Source organism: Agrobacterium sp. FDAARGOS_525 (assembly GCF_003938925.1).
Lineage (GTDB): Bacteria > Pseudomonadota > Alphaproteobacteria > Rhizobiales > Rhizobiaceae > Agrobacterium > Agrobacterium pusense.
Genome location: NZ_RKIU01000004.1, coordinates 1,539,401 through 1,561,187 on the forward strand (window position 1 = coordinate 1,539,401; position 21,787 = coordinate 1,561,187).

The following is a 21,787-nucleotide window of genomic DNA, read 5'->3' on the forward strand; positions in this document are numbered from 1 at the left end:
TGCCGGTCTTTGAAGGGGGCTCCCTAAAAGCCTGTAACATTCCGCTTTGTCAATTCTTGTTGTGCGGCTTTTCGCACCCCATAATCAGGGCATCATGAAACTGGATTCGAAATATTTCGACCGCATCCGCACGCGCCGGAAAAGGGAGCGGGAACCTGAGGTTCAGGCCCCAACCTGCCAGTGGGACGGATGCGACAAGCCGGGCATTCACCGGGCACCCGTCGGCCGCAATGCCGAGGGGCAATTCTTCCTGTTCTGTTTTGAGCACGTGAAGGAATATAATAAAGGCTATAATTATTTTTCCGGCCTGTCCGACAGCGAGATCGCCCGTTACCAGAAGGAAGCGATCACCGGCCATCGCCCCACCTGGACGGTGGGCGTCAACAAGACCGCCCGCGACAGCCCGCTGCATTCCACGCTGCGTTCTGGCACGGCGAGCGGCAATGCCCGTATCCGTGATCCTTTCGGCTTTGCCGGCGGTTTCGCGGGTGGCTCGAAAGCAGGCGGCACCCGCATGCAGCAGGACCGCAAATTGAAGACGCTGGAGGCAAAAGCCTTCGACACGCTCGGACTTTCTTCCAGTGCAAAGCAGGAAGACATAAAAAGGCGCTATAAGGAGCTTGTCAAAAAGCACCATCCTGATGCTAATGGTGGCGATCGTGGTTCGGAAGAACGTTTTCGGGCTGTTGTTCAAGCATATCAATTGTTAAAGCAGTCAGGTTTCTGCTAAGCCAACTTCTGTGTTTACCGCCTGATTGATGATGTGGCCGGGTGGCTGCCGCCCGCCTTGGAGACGTGATGAGCAAAATCGACCTTGATATTTCCAACCTGCCCGACACGACGGTGTCCGTGCGGGAGGTTTTCGGCATTGATACGGATCTGCGGGTTCCCGCCTATTCCCAGGGCGACGCCTATGTACCTGATCTCGATCCCGACTATCTTTTCGACCGCGACACGACGCTTGCGATCCTTGCCGGTTTTGCTCACAACCGACGTGTCATGGTCTCCGGTTTCCACGGCACGGGTAAATCCACCCATATCGAGCAGGTGGCTGCCCGTCTCAACTGGCCCTGCGTGCGCGTCAACCTCGACAGCCATGTCAGCCGTATCGATCTCGTCGGCAAGGACGCCATCGTCCTGAAAGACGGCAAACAGGTTACCGAATTCAAGGACGGCATCCTGCCCTGGGCCTACCAGCACAATGTCGCGCTTGTCTTCGATGAATATGATGCCGGTCGCCCGGATGTGATGTTCGTGATCCAGCGCGTGCTGGAATCGTCTGGCCGGCTGACCCTGCTCGACCAGAGCCGCGTTATCCGTCCTCATCCGGCCTTCCGCATTTTCGCGACCGCCAACACTATCGGCCTTGGTGATACGACGGGGCTTTACCACGGCACGCAGCAGATCAACCAGGCGCAGATGGACCGCTGGTCCATCGTCACCACGCTGAACTATCTGCCGCATGAGCAGGAAGTGAACATCATCGCCGCCAAGGTGAAGAGCTTCGACAATCCGAAGGGACGCGAAACCGTCTCCAAGATGGTGCGCGTGGCGGATCTTACCCGTTCGGCTTTCATCAATGGCGATCTCTCCACCGTCATGAGCCCGCGTACCGTCATCACCTGGGCGGAAAATGCGGAAATCTTCGGCGATCTCGCCTTTGCCTTCCGCGTGACCTTCCTCAACAAGTGTGACGAGCTGGAGCGCACGCTGGTGGCCGAGCAGTATCAGCGGGCCTTTGGCGTCGAGCTGAAGGAAAGCGCTGCGAACATCGTTCTCAGCGCCTGATCGTTCCCGGCTTGCCCGGAAAAGATCATCCATGACTTGAGGACGCCGGCGGATCGCGCATCCAGAGATGCGTGGGCCGCAGGCGTCGACAATCGACAGGAAAGACAATGGCAGCGCGCGGCGACAATTCCAGAGCGAAACCGGGTACGGCGGTCGATACGGAACCGTTGCGTCAGGCGATTGCCGGATGCGTGCGATCCGTCGCTGGCGATGCCGAAGTCGAAGTCGTTTTCGCCAATGAACGGCCGGGTCTTGCCGGCGAGCGCATGCGCCTGCCGGAAATTTCCAAGAAACCCACCGCGCAGGAAATCGCGATAACCCGCGGCCTCGGCGATTCCATGGCGCTGCGTCTCGCCTGCCACGATGCGGATACCCATGCGGTGATGTCGCCGCAGGGCGCTGAAGCGCGGTTGATCTTCGATGCGGTGGAGCAGGCGCGCGTTGAATCGATCGGTGCGCTGCGGATGCCGGGCATGGCTTCCAATATCCATGCCATGAACACGGAAAAATACGCCAAGGCGAATTTTGCCGGTATTACAAAACAGGATGATGCTCCTCTTGCCGAAGCCGTTTCGCTGTTGGTGCGCGAGAAGCTGACAGGCGAAAAGCCGCCGGAAAGTGCCGGCAAGGTTCTCGACCTCTGGCGCGACTTCATCGAGGACAAGGCTGCCGGCGACCTGAACGATCTTTCCAGGGTGATCGGCGATCAGAAGGCGTTTTCGCGTCTGGTGCGCAAGATGCTGACCTCCATGCAGATGGCGGAGGATTTCGGCGACGAGGATAACGAGCCGGAAAGCCAGGAAGCGGAATCCAACGAGGACCAGCCGCGCACCAACGAGACCGAAGAAGAGCAGGTCGAGGAAGAGGCCGGCTCCGACGCGACGCCCGCCGATGAGAACGAGGCCTCGCAGGAGGAAATGGAAGAAGGCGAGATGGACGGCGCCGAGATGTCGGACGAGGAAATGTCCGACGATCTCGACGAGGATTCCGAAACGCCTGGCGAGACCCGCCGTCCCAACAGCCCTTTCGATGATTTCAACGAGAAAGTCGATTACCGCATCTTCACGCAGGAATTCGACGAGGAAATCCACGCCGAGGAACTGTGCGACGAGGCCGAGCTTGACCGTCTGCGCGCCTTCCTCGACAAGCAGCTTGCTCATCTGCAGGGCGCTGTGGGGCGCTTGGCGAACCGTCTGCAGCGCCGCCTGATGGCGCAGCAGAACCGTTCCTGGGATTTCGATCTGGAAGAGGGTTATCTCGATCCGGCCCGCCTCGTCAGGCTCATCATCGATCCCATGCAGCCGCTCTCCTTCAAGAAGGAACGCGACACCAAATTCCGCGATACCGTGGTTTCGCTGGTCATCGACAATTCCGGTTCGATGCGCGGCCGTCCGATCACGGTTGCCGCCACCTGCGCCGATATTCTGGCGCGTACCCTGGAGCGCTCCGGTGTAAAGGTGGAAATTCTGGGCTTCACCACCAAGGCATGGAAGGGCGGGCAATCGCGTGAGCAATGGCTCGCCAGCGGCAAGCCGGCTTCGCCGGGCCGCCTTAACGATCTGCGCCATATCATCTACAAGTCGGCGGATGCGCCGTGGCGGCGCGCACGGCGCAATCTCGGCCTGATGATGCGCGAAGGCTTGCTCAAGGAAAACATCGACGGCGAGGCGCTGATGTGGGCGCATAATCGCCTGATCGGCCGCCCCGAGCAGCGCAAGATTATGATGATGATCTCTGATGGTGCGCCGGTGGACGATTCAACCCTGTCGGTCAATCCGGGCAACTATCTGGAGCGGCACCTGCGCGCCGTTATCGAGCAGATCGAAACGCGTTCGCCGGTGGAGCTGCTGGCAATCGGTATAGGTCATGACGTGACACGTTATTACCGCCGCGCGGTCACCATTGTGGATGCGGACGAGCTGGCTGGCGCGATGACCGAACAGCTCGCGGCGCTCTTTGAAGATACAAGCGGTGCTGCCGGTTCGTCCCGCAGGGTCCGTCGTGCGGGATAAGCAGGGCGGGGCGTCCTCCGCCCGCAAAACGCTCTTGATGGCCGCCATTCTGGCGGCCGTATCGCTTTGTCCGGTTTCCATTGGCGCGTCCGCCATCGATGTGCCGGTCGGCGTCCGTCAGCTCTCCGGTTTCGAGGTCGGCACCAGCGAAAAACGTTTCGGCAAGCTGGAATTCATTGGCGGCATGGTGATGAGTGCGCCGGAAAAGTTATTCGGCGCTATCTCCTCCATTCGGTTCCGCCCCAACGGAGAAGACTTCGTTGCGGTGCTGGATACCGGCCACTGGCTGACCGGTAGGGTCACACGTGACGCTGTCGGGGCGCTGTCTGGTCTTGCTGAAGTCCGTATTACCCCGATGCTGGACATGAACGGTCGCGAACCGCCGCGCAAGATGGAGATGGATGCGGAAGGGCTGGCGCTGCGCGGCGGCAGGGTTTTCGTCAGTTACGAGCAACGCCACAGGATCGATATCTATCCCGATCCGGGCTTTGCCACCTCGAAGCCACTTGGCCGTCTGCCGCATCTCATTCCCAATAATGAGCTGCGCCACAATGGCGGCATGGAGGCGCTCGCGGTCTCGCCAGCCGATTCGCCGCTCGCCGGCGCTCTCGTCGTCGTTGCGGAGAAAAGCATTGATGCGGACGGCAATCTTCTCGCCGCGATCCTTGAGGGGCCGCTGAAAGGCACATTCGCGGTTACCCACCATCCCTCGTTCGACGTGACTGATGGCGCATTCCTGCCCAATGGCGACCTGTTGCTGCTCGAGCGCCGCTTCAATTTTGCCGAAGGCGTCGGCATGCGCATCCGCCGCATACATGGTGCTGATATCCGGCCGGGCGCGGTGGTGGATGGTGAAATCCTCATGGAAGCCGGCATGGCCTACCAGATCGACAATATGGAAGGCATGGATGTGGTGAAGGGGCCGGATGGTTCGACGCGCCTCGTCATCATTTCTGATGACAACCACTCTTTCCTCCAGCGCAACCTGATGCTGGAATTCAGACTAGTGGAGTAAAATCAAGTCTGCTGCTGCGCCGCCTTGTAGGCAGCCATCAGATCCTCGACGGGAATGCCGTCGATCTTCATGCCGGTCATTCGGCATGACGTTATCTGCGCACCGGACAGATTTGAGTTGCTCAGTTTCAGACCGGAAAAATTGACGTCATCGATCGACCAGCCGGACATGTTGTTATCCGTGAACGACGCACCCGACAAATTGATATTGTTGAAGCTCGCCCCAGAAAGATTGACGTTGTCGAAGACCGTGCCGGAAAGATTGACGTCATTGAAGGTTGAGCCTGAAAGCGTAGCGCTGGCGGCCTCTACAATGTCGATAACGTCCTTGATCTGCATGTCTACCTGCCTCCGCGCTGTGCCACGGACGACAGACTGCAATGCTGACGGCTGGCTTGCAAGCGCGATTTCATCCGCGCTTGACGGTCTCAAACGCGGCCGGTTTTGACGGCGTCCGGCATCGGCTTCAGCGTGTTCATCAGCGCGCCGTAAGGCAGGAGCATGACAAGGCCGACGAGAACCTTCACCGAAAGATCACCCAGGGCCCATGAAATCCAACGGGGCGCTTCCACGGCGAAGACACCGAGGATGGGAGCGTTTTCGATGGCGAAGGCATCGTTGGGGCCGACGAAGGAGAAGCTTGCCGCAAAGGCGATGGAGAAGAAGAGCGCCGTATCCAGCACCGAACCCAGCATGGAGCCGGCCAGCGGCGCATGCCACCAGCGCTGGCGGCGCAGGCGGTTGAACACGGAAATGTCCAGCAGCTGACCGATCAGATAAGCCGTCCCAGAGGCGACTGCAATGCGTGGAATGGATGTCCAGAAAGACAGCGTGACCCCGACGACGAAGCCAGCAAGCACGACGCGGCGCGCTATGGATGGGCCAAACTGGCGGTTCGTCAGGTCCGTGACAAGGAAGGCGATTGGATAGGTGAAGGCACCCCAGGTCAGTAGGTCGCCGAGATTGATGCCGAACAGCGAACCGGAAAGCGGATATTGCACCAGAATATTGGACGCAACGACCACGAGGGTCATCAGCACGACATAGATAAGCGTATAGCGCAGGTAGAGCATTTTTTTATCCTGGGTGATGCCACCAGTTGGAACCGGATTAAACAAGCAAAAGGCTTGAGCGGCCAAAGCCAGTCAAGCCTTCCGAATGTCGATGATGTCGAAACTGCTATTAAGCAGCTTCAGCCGTCTTCTTGGCGATCTGGCGGCGCAGGAGACGAGCGCGCATGCTCAGTTCGTTTTCGCCGGACTTCAGAAGGAAGGCATCGAGGCCGCCACGGTGTTCAACGGAGCGCAGAGCGGCTGCGGAAACACGCAGGCGGAAACGCTGGCCGAGAGCATCGGAGATCAACGTAACCTGGCAAAGGTTCGGAAGGAACCGGCGCTTGGTCTTGTTGTTGGCGTGGCTGACGTTGTTGCCCGTCTGGACGCCCTTGCCGGTCAATTCGCATACACGGGACATGGGTACACCTATTTCGTTTCGTCTGTTTCACCACTGGCTCGCCACCGGCAAAAACCGGGGTGGCAATCCAACTGGCCATGATTGGAAAGTTGCGGTTCTATAGTCAGACGAGACTTAACAGTCAAGCCGCTCGCGAGCAAATGAAAGGAAATTCCGGCGTTTTCAACCGGCATCCGCTTTTTTATTGCCACAAGTCGGCGTATATCATCGCCCGATAAGGCCGCTTCCGCGCCTCTTTTAAGGTGATATCGAAATGATTGCCAGAGGAAAAAGCATTTTCGTGGCCGCGACAATGGCGTTAGCGGGGGTCTCCCCCTCGCTCGCTGCCGAAGCGCGCCACACAAGCGAATACAGCATCAATCTCGGCATTTTGCCGATTGCCAAAGCGAGTTTTTCGACTCGCATGGATGGACCAAATTATTCGATCTCCGGGTCCTTCAGTGCCGCCGGTCTTGCCAGCATTCTCAAGGATATTTCCGGCAAGACGACCGTTTCCGGCGCGAGACGTGGCCACCGGCTGCAGGCCAACGAGTATTCGCTGGTCTATAAGGACGGTAAGCGGGTGCGCACCTATGACGTCGTCTATCGCAACGGCAACGTGACATCGACGACGGTGAAACCGGAGCCGAAGACACGGCCGGACAATTGGGTTGATGTGAAAGACCGCGACCTGCGCTCGGTTCTCGATCCGATTTCCGGTCTCATCATTCCCGCGGGCGGCCGCATCTGCCCGACTCGCCTGCCGATCTATGACGGCGAATCGCGACTCGATCTCGTTTTGAGCTCCAGCGGCACCAAGCCGTTCAAGACCAATGGTTTTAATGGCGACGCCATCGTCTGCAAGGCGCGTTATGTGCCGAAGTCGGGTTACCGGCAGGGGCGCAAGGATATCGAGTATCTGAAATCCATTTCGATGGAGATCTGGTTCGCCAAGTCGAACAACATGGATGTCTATGCGCCTGTTTATGCGATCATCCCGACGCGGGTGGGACAGGTCTACATCACCGCCACGAAATACGGCGGCTGACTAAGGCTGACGGTAGTGTAAGAAAAGCAGACGTTGCGGCGTATTTTTTCTCCCCGCCGGGGAGAAGGTGGCCCGAAGGGTCGGATGAGGGGGCAAGCTCTCGCTTTGCCTCCTCATCCCCCTGCCAGCATTGCTCTGAAAGTTACTGCGCATCCCCAGGCGACCAGCCGGGTTCGGCCATGACGAAACTCGAAAAGGCAAAGCCCGGCGAGACGGTGCAGCCGACGAGGGTATAATCACCGAGGCTTTCGGCCGACTGCCAGCAATTGGCGGGAACGATGACCTGCGGGCGCTCGCCTTCCAGAACGGCAGGGCCGAGCGTGAAGGTCTGCACTTCCCGGCCATCCTGCGAAAGATGCAGCGCGATCGGCGCGCCGGCATAATAGTGCCAGACTTCCACCGCATCGGTTACCCGATGCCAGTGCGAGCGATCGCCTTTTTCCAGGAGATAATAGATGGCCGTCGAATGACCGCGATCGCCGCCGGCCTTGTCACGGAAAGTCTGGTGGTAAAAACCGCCCTCGGGATGCGGCTCGAGCCCCAGTTCACGAATGATCGCCTGCGCAGATATATCCGTTCCCATCAGAAATTATCCTTGCGCGTGCGGATTTCCGCGAAGACGTCGGCATCGGTGGCGCTTTCCAGACCAAGATTTTTGCGAATGCCGGTATCCGCCACCCGCATATAGGGGTTGGTCTGTTTTTCGAGCCCGATGGTGGTGGGAATCGTGAATTCATTCGCCTGCCGTGCCTTTTCCACCTTTTCCGCGCGGTCACGCAGCGCGGCATTGTCGGGGTCGACGGTCAGGGCAAAGCGGGCATTGCTCAGCGTGTATTCATGGCCGAAATAGACCTTGGTCTCTTCCGGCAAAGCCATCAGCTTCTGGAAGGAATGCCACATATCCGCCGCCGGGCGTTCGAAAAGGCGGCCGCAGCCCATGGCAAACAGCGTATCAGCGGCAAACAGCAGCCCGTCATCCGGCATATAATAACAGATATGCCCCGCCGTATGGCCGGGTGTGGCGATGATCTGAACGCGGCGGCCGGCGAATTCGAATTCGTCGCCATCGGCCTGCGAGCGGTCGAGCCCCGGTATGGCCACGGCCTCATCGTAAGGGCCGTAAATTTCGCACTGAAACTTGTCTTTCAGCGCAAGATTGGCTTCCACATGGTCCTGATGGTGATGCGTTGTGAAAATATGGGTGAGCTTCCAGCCGTGGCCGTCGAGAGCGTGCAGGATAGGGCCTTCTTCCGGCGCGTCGATGGCGGCAGTCGCCCCGCTTTCGGGGTCGTGCAACAGAACCCCGAAATTGTCGCTGCGGCAAAGAAAGACGTCTATTTCCAAAGGTTTCATCGTATCCTCTCCATTTGCCGGCCAAAACCGGCGCATTCGCCTGCCTGACTTTCCCAACTGACTTCCAATGTAAGGGCAGACGCCTTGAAGTCCAACCGCCTGATGCTACATTCTCGCCCATGAATACCGATATCGTCGATCTGCGCGAATTCTATCATTCTCCGCTTGGCCGCTCGGCCGAGCAGGCGATCACCATGGCGCTTTCGACGCTGTGGCCTCCCTTGCCGGAAGAGCGGCTGGTGGGCCTCGGTTATGCCGTGCCGTTTCTGGACCGGTTCCGCCGCGATACGGAGCGCACCTTCGCCTTCATGCCGGCCGGGCAGGGGGCGGTAAACTGGCCTGCGGGAGAGCTTTCCTCCACCGCGCTGGTGTTCGATGAGGAATTGCCGCTGCCCGATTCGTCGATAGACCGGGTTCTCATGGTGCATGCGCTGGAATTTGCCGAAAATCCGCGGGAAAGCCTCAAGGAACTATGGCGGGTACTGGCGCCGGGCGGCCGCCTGGTCATCGTGGTGCCGAACCGCCGCGGCGTCTGGGCGCGCATGGAACACACGCCTTTCGGTTCCGGCCGGCCCTATTCGCGCGGGCAGCTGACGGCGCTGTTGCGCGAAACCAATTTCACGCCGGGCGCCACCGCCGAGGCGCTGTTCTTTCCGCCCACTACAAGCCGGCCGGTGCTGAAATTCCGCCGTTACCTCGAACATACCGGGCGTCGTCTCTGGCCGCTGTTTTCCGGCGTCATCGTGGTGGAGGCGCAAAAACGTCTCTATCAGGGATTGCCAGTCACCCAGCGCGCCTCGCGCCGGGTTTTCGTGCCGGTACTCGCGCCACAGGGGGTGCCCACCACCCGCGCGGCCGCAAGCCAAGGAAAGCCGCGCTGACCCTCGACAAAGCGACCGTTCCGGTCTAATGCCTCCGGCATTGCTTTTGCCGGGTTCTCCGGCGCTTTCCAAAGGTCGAACAAATGAGTGCAGAGCTTAGCCAACCTGTTCCGCGTCCGGGTATTCTGGATATCGCCGCTTATGTTCCGGGCAAGGAGCATGTGGATGGCGTTGCGAAGGTTTATAAGCTCTCCTCCAATGAAACCCCGCTCGGGCCAAGCCCGAAAGCCATCGAGGCTTTCAGTACGGCGGCCAGCCATCTGGAAATCTATCCGGACGGGCAGGCGATTGCGTTGCGGCAGGCCATTGCCGACGTGCATGGCCTCAACATCGCGAATATCCTGTGCGGCAACGGCTCCGACGAGCTTCTTGGCCTGCTTTGCCACGTCTATCTGGGTGCGGGCGATGAGGCGATCATCACCGAACACGGTTTTCTCGTCTACAAGATCCAGATCATGGGCGCGGGCGCGACACCGGTAACGGTGAAGGAAAAGGATTGCGCTGTCGATGTGGACGCGATCCTCGCCGCCGTGACGCCGAAGACCAAGATGGTGTTCATCGCCAATCCCGGCAATCCCACCGGCACCTATGTTCCGGTTGCGGAAATTCGCCGCCTGCAGGCCGCCCTGCCGAAACATGTTCTGCTGGTGCTGGATGCGGCCTATGCCGAATATGTGCGCAAGAACGACTATGAGGCCGGGCTGGAACTGGTTTCCGGTAACCGCAACGTGGTGATGACCCGCACCTTCTCGAAGGTCTACGGCCTTGCTGCCCTGCGCGTGGGCTGGATGTATGGTCCGGCCGCCATCGTCGACGCGCTGAACCGTGTGCGTGGGCCGTTCAACATGAGCGCGCCGGCCATCGCAGCGGGTGCCGCTGCCATCCGCGATCAGGCTTTCGTCGAAAAAGCCGTGGCGCACAACGCGGTGTGGATGGAAAAGCTGGTCACGACCTTTACCGGCCTCGGCCTCACCGTCACGCCGTCAGTCACCAACTTCATCCTCATCCATTTTCCGGATCAGGACGGCAAGCGGGCAACGGACGCTGACGAGTTCCTGAGCCGCCGCGGGTACATTCTGCGTGCGGTGCGCGGTTACGGTTTCCCCAATGCGCTCAGAATGACCATCGGTTCGGAAGAGGCCAATCTTGGCGTCATCGCTGCTCTCAACGAGTTCATGGGGCGGGCTTGATGGCTGAGATCATGTTTGAACGCATCGCGCTGATCGGCATCGGCCTGATCGGCTCGTCCATTGCCCGGGACATCAAGGAACTGGGGCTCGCCCGCCATGTGATTATTTCCACTCGCAGCGAAGATACGCTGAAACGGGCGGAAGAACTGGCGCTTGGCACGGATTATACCGTCTCGGCGGCGGAAGCGGTGAAGGATGCCGATCTCGTCATCGTTTCCGTGCCTGTCGGCGCGTCTGAAAGCGTGGCGCGGCAGATCGCACCGCATCTGAAACCGGGCGCCATCGTTACCGATGTGGGTTCCACCAAGGCTTCGGTCATCGCACAGATGGCGCCGCATATGCCTGACAACGTGCATTTCATTCCCGGCCATCCGCTGGCAGGTACGGAAAAATCCGGCCCGGATGCCGGTTTTGCCGGCCTCTTCCGCGACCGCTGGTGCATCTTCACCCCGCTGCCGGGCACGGACGCGGCGGCGCTGGAGAAGCTGAAGGATTTCTGGCGGGCGCTCGGTTCGCGCGTGGATGAAATGGATGCCGAACACCACGACAAGGTTCTGGCCATTGTTTCGCATCTGCCGCATATCATCGCCTACAACATCGTCGGCACCGCGGATGATCTGGAGACGGTGACCGAATCGGAAGTCATCAAATATTCTGCCTCCGGTTTCCGCGACTTCACACGTCTGGCCGCCTCCGATCCTACCATGTGGCGCGACGTCTGCCTGCACAACAAGGACGCCATCCTTGAGATGCTTGCCCGGTTTTCCGAGGACCTCGCCTCCCTGCAAAGGGCGATTCGCTGGGGAGAGGGCGACAAGCTGTTCGAGCTGTTCTCGCGCACCCGCGCTATTCGTCGCTCCATCGTGCAGGCAGGTCAGGACGTCGATGCGCCCGACTTCGGTCGTCACGCGCTGGATCAGAAGAAGTAGGGCGCCGCTGGCGACAGTCCTGGCCGGATTTGATCCGGCCATCAAACCGCTGGTAAAGTGTCAAAGCCTTGCTTTCGTCATCCTCGGGCTTGTCCCAAGGATGACGTAGATTACGGGCTAACCCTCAGATCGGCGGAATCTTGCCCAGCGGGATAAAGCCGCTGATCGTGGCGCGGCCGCGGTCCACTACGAGATCGACGGACGCCCTGTCACCGCCGCCGGCGAGTGCGCCGAGCAGCTTGCGCGCCGTGTCGATGGTGGATTGCAGCTGTGGAAACGCCTGCTTGGCATTGTCAGACCACGCGCCGAGCTTTTCGATCTCCAGCTTGAACTTGCCGGAGAGATAACCCTCGTTATCGAAGGAGAAGGGGCCGCTGATGCGCATGACACGGCCTTCGCCGATATCGGCGACCAGCCGGCGAAGCTCGCCGCTTGCGCCATAAAGGCCAGCTGTATCGCTGCCATCCACCATGCCCGCTTTGCCGGCGAGTGTGACATCGGCAATGGCGTTGAGGCGCGGAAGAATCTGCGGCCAGTCCTTGATGACGGTCGCGGAGTCCGTGAGCGTGATCGCGCCATCGAGATCGGCGCCGTTCTGGCGCAGGTGCATCTCCGTCTTGACGGCATCGAAGTCGATGGTCTGGCCGGTGACCGAGGAAACCGCCTGCGCCTTTAGCCCATCGATGATGAGTGAACTGCGGTCAATGCCCTTCAGCCTGGTGACGATGCTGGACTGCATGTTCTTCCATTCCGCCGAAATGGTCAGGCCGTGGGCCGAGCGGATTTCCGCAGGCGAATCGAGTTCCCAGACGATATGGCCGGGATTGTAGACCTGTGCCGCCGAGCGCAATTCGCCAAAGGAGGCGGAGACGCCGTTCTGGCTGTCATCCACCGTCACCTTCGCGCAGAAGAGGCCGATGCGAAAGGGATAACCCTTGAAGGCGATATCGCTGCATTCGCCGCTGACGCTGCGGGCCTGCGAGGGGGAAATCACGTTCAGGACAGTCTGCTTCAGCCTGTCGGCGGCGTAAAACCACCCGGCGGTATAAAGTCCGATAACCACGAGGATGGCGATGGCGAGCCAGAGGAATTTTTTGGCCGTGCCGGATTGGCTTGACGCTGCCATATTGATCTCCGATGAACAGACTTCAGGGAATTTTGATTTGGCTTGGGATATGGACGATTTTTGGGTCTTTGGCTACGGTTCGTTAATGTGGAACCCTGGCTTCGCCTTTGAGGAGAGGCAGCAGGCACGATTGCACGGTTATCGGCGCTCGCTCTGCATCAGCTCCAATTTTTACAGAGGCACGGAAGAAAAGCCCGGCCTCGTTCTCGGGCTGGAACGCGGTGGTTCATGTCTTGGCGTCGCTTTTCGCGTGCGGGGCAAGGATCATGATCCCGTCATGGCCTATCTGCGTGAGCGCGAACTGGTGACGAACGTCTACAAGGAGCGGGTAGTTTCGATCGCGCTTTCCGACGGCCGGCGCGGGAGTGCCGTGACCTACGTGGCCGATCCCGCGCATGAGCAATATATCGGCGGTCTCGGCGTTGCCGAATCGGCTGTCATCATCGCGGCTGCGGCCGGTCGCTCCGGTCCGAACACGGATTACGTCTTCAACACCGTGCAGCATCTGCAGGACATGGGCATACGCGATTCCTTGCTGGAGAGCATCGCTGCCAATGTCGGCGCGCTTGTCGCTCAGCCAGCCGTTGATTCCTTGCCCTGAAGTTCGGCAATCCGCTTCACCGCAGTCGGCGGCAAGGGCAAATGCGGATTGTTGCGCACGGTTTCCAGCAGCAATTCGTCGCTTGCCTTTTCCGTGACATCGATCAGGCGCTTGAAGAACACATCGGGGTCGAGCCCCGGTTCGATGGCGGGCAGGATACGCACCTTGAAATGGCCGGGATAACGCATGGTGGAACGGCGCGGCCAGAAGAGGCCCGGATGCATGGCGACGGGAATGACCGGAACCTGAAGGTCACGGTAAAGCCTCGCGATGCCGTAACGATATTCAGGCTCGGCGCCCGGCGGCCGGCGTGTCCCTTCGGGATAGATGATGAGTTCGCGGCCCGCGGCCATTTCCTCTTTCGCGCGCTCCATCACCTTCAGCATCACCTTACCGCGTGCGGCGCGGTTTACCGGGATCATCCTCTGTTTCATCGCGTACCAGCCGAACAGCGGGATCCACAAAAGTTCGCGCTTGAGAATATAGACCGGATCGGGAAGGTTGGGCAGCAGCGCATAGGTGTCCCAGAAGGACTGGTGCTTCGGCGCGAAGATGCAGCCAGTCTCTGGAATGTTTTCCAGCCCTTCGATCTCGAAGGTGGTGCCGACGATGGTTTTCATCAGCCAGTGATTGGAGCGCGCCCAGTTCTTCGGGATTTCGTAGGCGATCTTGCGTGGCAGGATAAAATAGATCGGCGTCAGCACGATCATGCGGACAATCAGGTTGAGATAAAACAGCGTATTGAAAAGAAAAGAGCGCAGCTTGAGCATCAACAGCCTTCCCGGGACGCAGCCGTTTCGAAGTCTTTAGCGTTTCGATGCCGGATGCCGATGTCAGACGCCTACACGAAAACAAGGGGCGGCAGCAAGCGTGTTTCTGGATGCTTATGAGGAAGCTGCAGTGACTTTAGGCGCAGTGTGATCGGCAGTGGCCTTGCGCAGGCCATCGCCCTTGCCGAAGCCCGTCAGGTCACGTCCGGCCGCCGCCACGAATTTCAGATATTCATAAAGCATGGTTCTCACCACATCCGGTTCCACGAACCAGTTGGTGCGGGCAAGATCGGCGCTGATGACGGGATAGGCGATGAATTGCGTGTGTGGGCTGGCGCTGCGCAATTCATGAAGGCTGCGATGCATGTGATAATTATTTGTGACGACCACGATGGACGAGTAGTTGTGATCGCGTATCCAGCTCGCCGCCTCATTGGCGTTACCGATCGTATCTATCGCCTTGTAGCCCATGTCCACGCAGCAGGTGAACATATCGGACGACCCTTGCGTCATCTTGCGTATCTGCGAGCGGGTTGTGGCCGGGTTGACGCCTGAAATCAAAAGCCGTTTGCCCACGCCGTCTCTCAGAAGGCCGACCGCCTGTTCGATGCGCTGATAACCGCCAGTGAGCACGATGATGGCATCGCCTCTGGCACCCTCGGGCGGGCGCATCGAGGCGACAGAATCCGCAAACCACAGGAAACCACCGGAAAATGCGCCGAGCGCGATGACGCAGAGCAGGATGAGGCCGCGGATAAAACGGCGCAATGGACCACGCCGCGCCAAAAGCCCCTTTCGGGCCGGTCGCGTCGCTGCCTGATCCTGGTCCGTCCGACTCACAAACATTCCTCCTGATTACTCGCCGATTAAGGCAAGGAACAGGCATTTTTGTCCACCGTCCGCAGGTTACATCCCGTTCGTGACGGTTTCAGTTTTTCCGCTAGATTCATCGTGTCATCACGATGCCAGGCCGTCGCTTTTCGACGGATCGGACCGGACACGATCGATATCGTCGATGGTGCGGATGACGGTGACGCGTGCGGTGATGGTGGTGAGAAGCGCGATGATGATCATCGTCATCGCAATGCCGAAATAACCGCCAAGGCCGACGGAAAAGGAGCCAAAAAGCGCGCTTGCTTGGTCGCTCTGGGGGGTGGCGACGGTGCTCGACTGCCAGAAACCGGCGACGAGGAACACGGCGGCCGCCAGCGCACTGCCCGCCGCCGCGCCCTTGAGGCTGATCTTCAGGAAGTGTTTCTGGAATTCCCGCGCCACGAAGCTGCTCTCCGCGCCGACAAAATGCAGCACCTCAACAATGTGCCGGTTGCCGGAAAGCGCGCCGCGGGTGGCAAACACGACGGTCAGTACCATGGCGGTGAACACGAGAACGAGGACGCCAACGCCGATCATGACAGTGGTTCTTGCCATGGAAACGAGCCGGTCGACCCAGGTGCGATGGTCATCCAGAAATGCCTGTGGAATCTCGGCCTTCAGCATATCCCGCATCGCCTGGAAATCGGGCGGATTGTTTTCATCGATGGTGATGACGACGAGACGCGGTATGGGAAGTTCGGAGAGATCGAGCCCGCTGCCGAGCCACGGCTCCAGCAGGCGTGATGTCGCCGCATCGTCAAGAATGGTGCCATCGCGGGTGCCGACGAAGGTGAGCGCCAGATTGCGCGCCTTGTTCAGCGCTGCATTCATGTCCAGCCCGTCCTCGGGTTTGATCTGGATGGTGATCTCACGGGAAATCTGGCTCTGCCACGTGGCGGCGGTGGCGCGCACCATGGAAACGGCGCCGAGCGTGAGGCAGGCGAGAAAAGCCATGATGGCGATGACCACCATCAGCGCATTGCCCTGAATGTTGGAGGGCGGCAGAATGGGTGCCATCGGGCGGATGCGCATGGGCGGACGCTTCGGCTGCGCCGCTTCCGGCTTCAACGGTTTGCGGGTGATCTCATTCATAGATGTCGAGCCGCCCTTCGGTCAGGATCATCCGGCGCGCATCGATCTGGTCCATCAGGCCGAAGTCATGGGTGGCGATAACGACGGCGGTGCCCAGCCGGTTGAGTTCCAGAAACAGGTTGAGAAGGCGCTTGGCCATCGGCGGATCGACATTGCCGGTCGGCTCGTCGGCCAGCAATATTTCCGGCTGGTCCATCAGCGCGCGGGCAATGGCGGCGCGCTGCTTCTCGCCGCCGGAAAGGATCGCCGGCAGCACGTTGACACGCTCGCCGAGCCCAACCCATTTCAGAAGCTCGATCACGTCGTTGCGATAGGCGCTTTCTTCCTTGCCACGCACGCGCAGCGGCAGGGCGACATTCTCATAGGTCGTCAGATGATCAAGCAGCCGGAAATCCTGAAACACGATGCCGACGCGTCGGCGCAACATCGGCAGCTCGCTGCGCGGAATGCGTGACACATCGCGATTGAACATGCGGATATTGCCGCGGGTCGGCTGCAGCGACATCAGTAGCAGGCGCAGGAGCGTTGTCTTGCCGGCACCCGAGGGGCCGGTCAGAAACTGGAACGACCCTTTGGGAATATCGAAGGTCATGTCCCTCAGGATTTCGGGTCCCATGCCGTAACGCAACCCGACATTTTCGAAATGGATCAACGGACTTCCAGTCTCTTCGTTTCGTGGTGGTTCGCAAGCCGCTGGGATGAAGCCGGAGGGCGCGGTCTACCCCGGTTCGGGACGCCCGGCGAGCGGTTTTTGCGAAGCATTAACCATTTAAATTTAAAACTTGGCAGGATTCGTTGCAATGCCCAGTTTTGCGGGCCGGAAAACCTCACCCAAGGAATTCTATGGCTATGTTCCGTTCATCTCGCCGGCAAGCGGCATTCGATTTTGACCTCCTGATGCCGGAGACGCCGCTGCGCCGCACGGCGCGGGCGGCAAACCCGACAGTTGACGTGGTAGACGCGGAATTTGTCACCATCAAGGAAAACCGTCCGCGCCAGCCCGGAAACGACAATCGCGGCGCGAGGCCCCTGGACGGTGCAAAACCACCTGTCACCATCGGTGTGCTCGGCCTCGCCTTCATCGGCTGGCTGGATCGCAGATTATCCCTCCTGTCGGCGGACGCTTATTCCGCACTGGTGGCGGGGCTCGCCATTCTTGTTTTTGTCTGTTCAGGCGGCCTCTCGGTGGTGGTGCCGGAAAAGACCGCTGTAGCAGCTTCGGTCAGTCCCCTCGCCATTTCCCATGTCACCGTGACGCCGCAGGAGGCGGGCGGTATGGATATCCTGCTCATCAATGGCATCGTGGAGAACAACGGCGGCAAGCTTGAAGAGGTGCCGGCCCTTCGCGCCGACCTTTTTGCCGCCAAGGGACAACTGGTGGCCAGCATGGTCATTGAACCGCCGGTTAAACAGATGCAGCCCGGTTTCAGCCACGGTTTTTCGGCAAAACTGCGCCATCCCGGTGGAAAAACGCCCGAGATCAAGCTTTCCTTCGTTGAGGCGGGTGCGTCCGGACGCTGACTGTGCTAACGCCTGTCTTCTATTTTTACTGAAAGGTAAAATCGGCAAGGCGCAGCACAGGAGTAAGAATGCCCGTCGTCCGTGGAAAAAATATCGAGCCGCTTTATACCGCCGAGCAGATTGCAGAGCGCAATCGCGACATGGCCAAGCACATTGCCAGCGGCCCGACCAAGGATCTGCTCGTCATTGCCGTGCTCAAGGGATCGTTCATTTTCGCGGCCGACCTTATCCGCGCGCTGCATGACAGTGGTCTTGCCCCCGAAGTCGAATTCATTACGCTGTCGAGCTATGGCACCGGCACGGTTTCGCAGGGCGTGAGGATCGTCAAGGATATCGACAGCGACGTGAAAGACCGCGACGTCCTGCTGATTGACGACATTCTCGAATCTGGCCGCACGCTGCGCTTCGCCAAGGAACTGCTTTACGAGCGTGGCGCTCGCAACGTCACCATCGCCGTGCTTCTCGACAAGAAAGTCAAGCGCAAGGAAGATCTGGAAGCCGATTATGTCGGTTTCGAATGTCCTGATTATTTCGTGGTGGGTTACGGCATGGATGTCGCTTATGCGTTCCGCGAGCTGCCCTTCGTCGGCGTCGTCACCGGCGACGCCTGAGCAGTTTTCCCGTGCCGGAACGGCACAGCGAAGAGACGCCTCATTAACCATTCACCCAGCCAAAGCCTGGGTGTTTACCTCTTGAAAAGAGGAGCCTGCGATGTTGCTCACGGCTGGAAATGATGCCCAGGAGCAATGAGTAATGGCGAAGATTCTGATTACCGAAGACGAGGATGCGCTGCGTTCTTTCGTGGCGCGGGCGCTCCGTCTCGACGGTCACGAGACCCATGAGGCGGCAGACGGCGAGCAGGGGCTGGAAAAGCTTCAGGAAACCAGTTTCGATCTTCTTCTTTCGGATATCCGCATGCCGGTCATGGATGGCATCGAGCTGGCGCACCGCGCCGCCGAAAGCTTCCCGGCCATGCGTATTTTGTTGATGACCGGTTACGCCGAGCAGCGCGAACGGGCGGATGATCTGGCGACGAAGATCGTGGACGTGGTTTCCAAACCCTTTGCGCTTCCGGATATTCGCAAGGCTGTGGCACGGGCGCTTGCGGCCTGAGTGGTAGGGGCGCAGAGATTTAAAGGGCGGCCGTCGGGCCGCCATTTTTGTTGGTCAGCCCCCTGGCTCAGCGCAGTTCCCTACCTCCGTCATTCCGGCCTTGAGCCGGAATCCAGCCAGCCCAAGTCCTTGGGCTGAAAGAACTCTTTCCGCCGCGCAGACGCGCGTCTGCTGGATGCCGGATCAAGTCCGGCATGACAGAAACTTTAGCTTCTGAAACAGGATGTAACGAGGCGCACCATTACCTGTGCGGACCGTCACCTGATATCCAGCAACCGCTCGAGATAACGCCGTTCCACCTCACCCGGCGGATTGTTGCCGAGCTTTTCGCGGATGGCGTCAAGAATCTCGCGGGCGCGTTGCACGTCTATTTCGTCAGGCACCTTCACCTGATCGCCAAAGTCAGGGCCGGTGGTGCTGCGCGGACGGCCGAGCGGATCGCGGCCGTTCTGGCCGCCTTGACCGGCCATGCCTTCCTGCCCCTGACCAGGCTGCTGGCCCTGCTGGCGCATGGCCTGCATGATCTGGCCCATCATGTCCTGTGCGCCCTGGCGCAGCGCATTCAGCGCATTGCCCTGGCCCTCGACGGCCTGTTCACCCTGGCTCTTGCCCAACGCCTCACCGGCGCCCTGCATTTCCTGCTGCGCCTTGCCGAAATTTTCGCCCGGCTCCATGCCGAGATCGCGAAGTCCCTGCTGCAATTCGCCGAGCTGCTTGCCGAGGGCATCCTGCTGGGCCCGCAGGTTTTTCAGCGCTTCGCGCAATTGCTCGGCGGTCATCTGGTCAGTCTGCTGCTGTCCGCCCTGTTGGCCATTCTCACCCTGTTGGCCTTGCTGGCCCTGAGGCTGTTGCTGGCCGTTTTCGCCCATCTGCTGGTCGTCGCTTTCGCCGCCCTGCTGCGGATCACCGCGCTGCATCCGGTCGCGCAATGCCTGATCCAGCTTGAAGGTTTCGTCCATCAGCTTCTGCTGCTGCTGCAGGATTTCGCCAAGCTTGTCGATCTGCTGGCGCATCTTGCTGCTCTGCTGCTGGCCTTGCTGCCCCTGACGCTGCGGTCGGCCGGCTTGCAGATTGTTCATCATGCGCTGCAATTGCGAGAGCATTTCCTGCGCGGCATCGCGGTTTCCGGAACGGGCGAGATTCTCGATCTGGTTCATCATGTTTTCCAGATCGCGTTGGCGCAGCACGTTCTGTGCCTGTTGGTTCATGTTGGCTTGCGGCGCATTCTGCATGCGTTGCGCAAGCTCGCTCATGAACTGCTGCATCGCCTCGCGCAGCTCCTGCATGAGCTTGGCCACTTCTTCATCGGAGGCATTGCGCTGAAGCGCCTCGGAAAGGGCGGTCTGTGCATCGCGCAGGCGCTTTTCCGCCTGCGAAAGATCACCATCCTCGATGCCCAGTGCGATCTCCCAGAGGTAATCCGCAGTGTTCTTCAGCATCTCCTCATTATAGGCGAGCCGCATGCGGGTCTGCGCCGATTGCAGCAGGAGATAATGCGTCGTGTTGGGAATGGTCTCTTCCGGACGCATTCCAACCGCCTCGTTATAGGCGATCGCCTTTGGCATCTGGCGTGTGTCGAGCGAAAAAATCTGCCGCTGTTCGGCAATGGAAGCGGCCAGCGGTTCGGAGAAATTGCGGCCCGGCAGCACCATTTCATGCGGAGGGCTGCGGCCGGTCTGGCCTGCACCGTCAGTCGCCACCAGTGTAATACGCACGCGTTTCCCGGCCATCGGATGTTCGGTCAGGTTGCGGCTGGTCAGGCCCTTGATCTCGCGATTGTTCTGCCGCGGCAGATCGAGCTTGAATTCCGGCGGCGGGTAAAGCGCTGTCGCGCCTTCGGCCACGCCGATAGGCTCAATAATTGCGTGAGCTTCCTTCAACCCGTAATCATCCTTGGCGGTGAAGCCGATTTCCAGCGCGCCGTTGACGGCGCGGCGCGGCATGTTGTCGAAGGCAATGCTGGGCGGCTGGTCCGGGATGACATTGAACAACCATTGCTCGCCATTGGCGGTTATCATGCCGCTTTCGGTGACATCCATCGCGAAGGTGCGCGGTGCCAAGGGCTGATCCGCCAAAGGAGCCTGCGCCGGAACCGAGACATCACCGCTCGCGCTGTCGGCCCGGGTTGTCTCGGGAGCGAGCTTTTGCAGGGCGCCCGCCATTTCCGGTTCGAAGGTCACTTCTTCGCCCCCATCACCACCGGTCATGCGGATCGTCAGCCTGGAGGACTGCGGCACGGAAACCGCGTCGCGGTTGGTCGCGTCACGCCCAGTCAGGAAAATCGGTGCGCGGCCGGTATAAGAGGGCGGCGTAACCCAGGCGTCCAGTCGAATATCGGGATTGAGCGGACCCACGGTCGGTTGGCTGCGGAAGGCATCGGCAATCGTGCCTGCGCCGTTGGAAAAGGAAAAACCGAAGGCAGCGGCCAGAAGAAGGGCGGGAACGGCGCGTAGGGCGAGACGGTCATAACGGGCGATATCGGGCTTCGGCAGACCGGCATTCAGTGCGGCGATACGCTCCGCCATGCGGATCTGGTGTTCCTTCCAGAGCGTTCTGGAAAAAGGCGTGTCGAAGGCCGGTTCGTCTTCCTGTACTCCAACAGGTTGGTGTGCAAGACCGTTGCGATCTTCGAGAAGGCGGGAAGCGTCGTTGTCAGTCGGCCATTTCAGCCGCGCGATCGGCAGGAGAGTGGCGATGAAGGCGAACACGAGCACGAAAACGACGCCGAGCCGCAGGAAATCCGGCATGTGCCGGTAAAGGCCGAACCAGGCAAGCGCCAAAAACAGAGCGGCAATAGAGAGCGGCCATAGCGTTTTCGGGGCGATCTTCTCCGAAAGCAGAACGATTTTTGCGAAGAAACGCTTGGCGGCAACCCGGCGGGCAAGGTCCGGCCGCTGCACGAATGCGCCAGTGGAGCGCTTTCTGCCTGTCCTGTCCTCTCCGGCTGTGGTCATCAATCCGTTCTCCCGGTTCTGGCCACGTCAACGCCATTCCCGGAACGGCGAGTTCTCCATATCAGAGGCA

23 protein-coding genes are annotated in these 21,787 nt (G+C 59.8%); 12 read left to right on the forward strand and 11 right to left on the reverse strand.

Annotation, left to right across the window (positions count from 1 at the left end):
* Positions 1-94 precede the first annotated feature (94 nt).
* The 4 genes from EGT36_RS23525 (at position 95) to EGT36_RS23540 (ending at position 4,815) form a co-directional block, all read left to right on the forward strand.
* Positions 95-730, forward strand: a complete 636-nt coding sequence (locus EGT36_RS23525) for a J domain-containing protein (RefSeq protein WP_004445673.1) — start codon at positions 95-97, stop codon at positions 728-730.
* A gap of 68 nt (positions 731-798) precedes the next feature.
* On the forward strand, positions 799-1,788 hold the full coding sequence (cobS, locus tag EGT36_RS23530) for a cobaltochelatase subunit CobS (protein ID WP_004445672.1): 990 nt from the start codon (positions 799-801) through the stop codon (positions 1,786-1,788).
* 107 nt (positions 1,789-1,895) lie between these two features.
* Complete coding sequence (gene cobT, locus EGT36_RS23535) at positions 1,896-3,800, forward strand: cobaltochelatase subunit CobT (protein ID WP_037092701.1); 1,905 nt, start codon at positions 1,896-1,898, stop codon at positions 3,798-3,800.
* A gap of 37 nt (positions 3,801-3,837) precedes the next feature.
* Positions 3,838-4,815 (forward strand): esterase-like activity of phytase family protein, encoded by a 978-nt coding sequence (locus EGT36_RS23540; protein ID WP_037092755.1) that lies wholly within the window; start codon positions 3,838-3,840, stop codon positions 4,813-4,815.
* Between the two features lie 2 nt (positions 4,816-4,817).
* On the opposite strand, the gene EGT36_RS23545 is transcribed toward EGT36_RS23540, so the two are convergent.
* From EGT36_RS23545 to rpmB, 3 genes are all read right to left on the reverse strand, one after another.
* A complete protein-coding gene (locus EGT36_RS23545) occupies positions 4,818-5,153 on the reverse strand; it encodes a pentapeptide repeat-containing protein (protein WP_006697146.1) in 336 nt (111 codons plus the stop codon).
* 89 nt (positions 5,154-5,242) lie between these two features.
* Entirely contained in the window at positions 5,243-5,887 is a 645-nt protein-coding gene (locus EGT36_RS23550; protein WP_112637006.1) for a queuosine precursor transporter, read from the reverse strand.
* A gap of 109 nt (positions 5,888-5,996) precedes the next feature.
* Entirely contained in the window at positions 5,997-6,287 is a 291-nt protein-coding gene (rpmB, locus tag EGT36_RS23555) for a 50S ribosomal protein L28 (protein WP_003509888.1), read from the reverse strand.
* Positions 6,288-6,540: 253 nt separating this feature from the next.
* On the opposite strand from rpmB, the gene EGT36_RS23560 reads away from it, so the two are divergent.
* Positions 6,541-7,314 carry a DUF3108 domain-containing protein gene (locus EGT36_RS23560; protein ID WP_004445663.1) on the forward strand — a complete coding sequence of 258 codons (774 nt, stop codon included), beginning with the start codon at positions 6,541-6,543 and terminating at the stop codon, positions 7,312-7,314.
* Positions 7,315-7,456: 142 nt separating this feature from the next.
* Here the strand turns inward: EGT36_RS23560 and EGT36_RS23565 are convergent, their stop codons facing one another.
* Positions 7,457-7,897, reverse strand: a complete 441-nt coding sequence (locus EGT36_RS23565; RefSeq protein ID WP_037092703.1) for a cupin domain-containing protein — start codon at positions 7,895-7,897, stop codon at positions 7,457-7,459.
* Entirely contained in the window at positions 7,897-8,667 is a 771-nt protein-coding gene (gene gloB / locus EGT36_RS23570; protein WP_037092757.1) for a hydroxyacylglutathione hydrolase, read from the reverse strand. The genes EGT36_RS23565 and gloB overlap by 1 nt, the downstream gene beginning before the upstream one ends.
* Positions 8,668-8,786: 119 nt before the next feature.
* Here gloB and EGT36_RS23575 point away from each other — a divergent pair, with 119 nt between their 5' ends.
* From EGT36_RS23575 to EGT36_RS23585, 3 genes are all read left to right on the forward strand, one after another.
* A complete protein-coding gene (locus EGT36_RS23575; RefSeq protein ID WP_004445660.1) occupies positions 8,787-9,548 on the forward strand; it encodes a class I SAM-dependent methyltransferase in 762 nt (253 codons plus the stop codon).
* Between the two features lie 83 nt (positions 9,549-9,631).
* On the forward strand, positions 9,632-10,738 hold the full coding sequence (gene hisC / locus EGT36_RS23580; RefSeq protein ID WP_112637004.1) for a histidinol-phosphate transaminase: 1,107 nt from the start codon (positions 9,632-9,634) through the stop codon (positions 10,736-10,738).
* Positions 10,738-11,667, forward strand: a complete 930-nt coding sequence (locus EGT36_RS23585; RefSeq protein WP_034497228.1) for a prephenate/arogenate dehydrogenase family protein — start codon at positions 10,738-10,740, stop codon at positions 11,665-11,667. The genes hisC and EGT36_RS23585 overlap by 1 nt, the downstream gene beginning before the upstream one ends.
* A gap of 124 nt (positions 11,668-11,791) precedes the next feature.
* On the opposite strand, the gene EGT36_RS23590 is transcribed toward EGT36_RS23585, so the two are convergent.
* A complete protein-coding gene (locus EGT36_RS23590) occupies positions 11,792-12,793 on the reverse strand; it encodes a DUF2125 domain-containing protein (protein ID WP_004445657.1) in 1,002 nt (333 codons plus the stop codon).
* Between the two features lie 49 nt (positions 12,794-12,842).
* Between EGT36_RS23590 and EGT36_RS23595 the strand changes: the two genes are divergently transcribed.
* The gene (locus EGT36_RS23595) at positions 12,843-13,394 is read left to right on the forward strand and encodes a gamma-glutamylcyclotransferase (RefSeq protein WP_004445654.1); all 552 of its coding nucleotides are present in this window, start codon (positions 12,843-12,845) and stop codon (positions 13,392-13,394) included.
* On the opposite strand, the gene EGT36_RS23600 is transcribed toward EGT36_RS23595, so the two are convergent.
* From EGT36_RS23600 to ftsE, 4 genes are all read right to left on the reverse strand, one after another.
* A complete protein-coding gene (locus EGT36_RS23600; RefSeq protein WP_004445653.1) occupies positions 13,367-14,164 on the reverse strand; it encodes a lysophospholipid acyltransferase family protein in 798 nt (265 codons plus the stop codon). The two genes, EGT36_RS23595 and EGT36_RS23600, sit on opposite strands and share 28 nt — an antisense overlap.
* 114 nt (positions 14,165-14,278) lie before the next feature.
* The gene (locus EGT36_RS23605) at positions 14,279-15,010 is read right to left on the reverse strand and encodes a YdcF family protein (RefSeq protein ID WP_035209126.1); all 732 of its coding nucleotides are present in this window, start codon (positions 15,008-15,010) and stop codon (positions 14,279-14,281) included.
* A 111-nt stretch (positions 15,011-15,121) separates the two neighbouring features.
* Positions 15,122-16,129, reverse strand: coding sequence for a cell division protein FtsX (locus tag EGT36_RS23610; protein WP_035209125.1), 1,008 nt, complete (start codon positions 16,127-16,129; stop codon positions 15,122-15,124).
* On the reverse strand, positions 16,122-16,781 hold the full coding sequence (ftsE, locus tag EGT36_RS23615) for a cell division ATP-binding protein FtsE (protein ID WP_004445648.1): 660 nt from the start codon (positions 16,779-16,781) through the stop codon (positions 16,122-16,124). Before ftsE ends, EGT36_RS23610 begins: the two co-directional genes overlap by 8 nt.
* Before the next feature lie 197 nt (positions 16,782-16,978).
* Between ftsE and EGT36_RS23620 the strand changes: the two genes are divergently transcribed.
* The 3 genes from EGT36_RS23620 to EGT36_RS23630 all read left to right on the forward strand — a co-directional run bounded on the left by EGT36_RS23620 (position 16,979) and on the right by EGT36_RS23630 (position 18,763).
* Complete coding sequence (locus tag EGT36_RS23620) at positions 16,979-17,650, forward strand: DUF3426 domain-containing protein (RefSeq protein ID WP_034497223.1); 672 nt, start codon at positions 16,979-16,981, stop codon at positions 17,648-17,650.
* 68 nt (positions 17,651-17,718) lie between these two features.
* Complete coding sequence (gene hpt / locus EGT36_RS23625; protein WP_004445644.1) at positions 17,719-18,261, forward strand: hypoxanthine phosphoribosyltransferase; 543 nt, start codon at positions 17,719-17,721, stop codon at positions 18,259-18,261.
* Positions 18,262-18,403: 142 nt separating this feature from the next.
* A complete protein-coding gene (locus EGT36_RS23630) occupies positions 18,404-18,763 on the forward strand; it encodes a response regulator (protein ID WP_004445642.1) in 360 nt (119 codons plus the stop codon).
* Positions 18,764-19,020: 257 nt separating this feature from the next.
* Here the strand turns inward: EGT36_RS23630 and EGT36_RS23635 are convergent, their stop codons facing one another.
* Positions 19,021-21,717 carry a TIGR02302 family protein gene (locus EGT36_RS23635; protein ID WP_037092708.1) on the reverse strand — a complete coding sequence of 899 codons (2,697 nt, stop codon included), beginning with the start codon at positions 21,715-21,717 and terminating at the stop codon, positions 19,021-19,023.
* Positions 21,718-21,787: the final 70 nt, after the last annotated feature.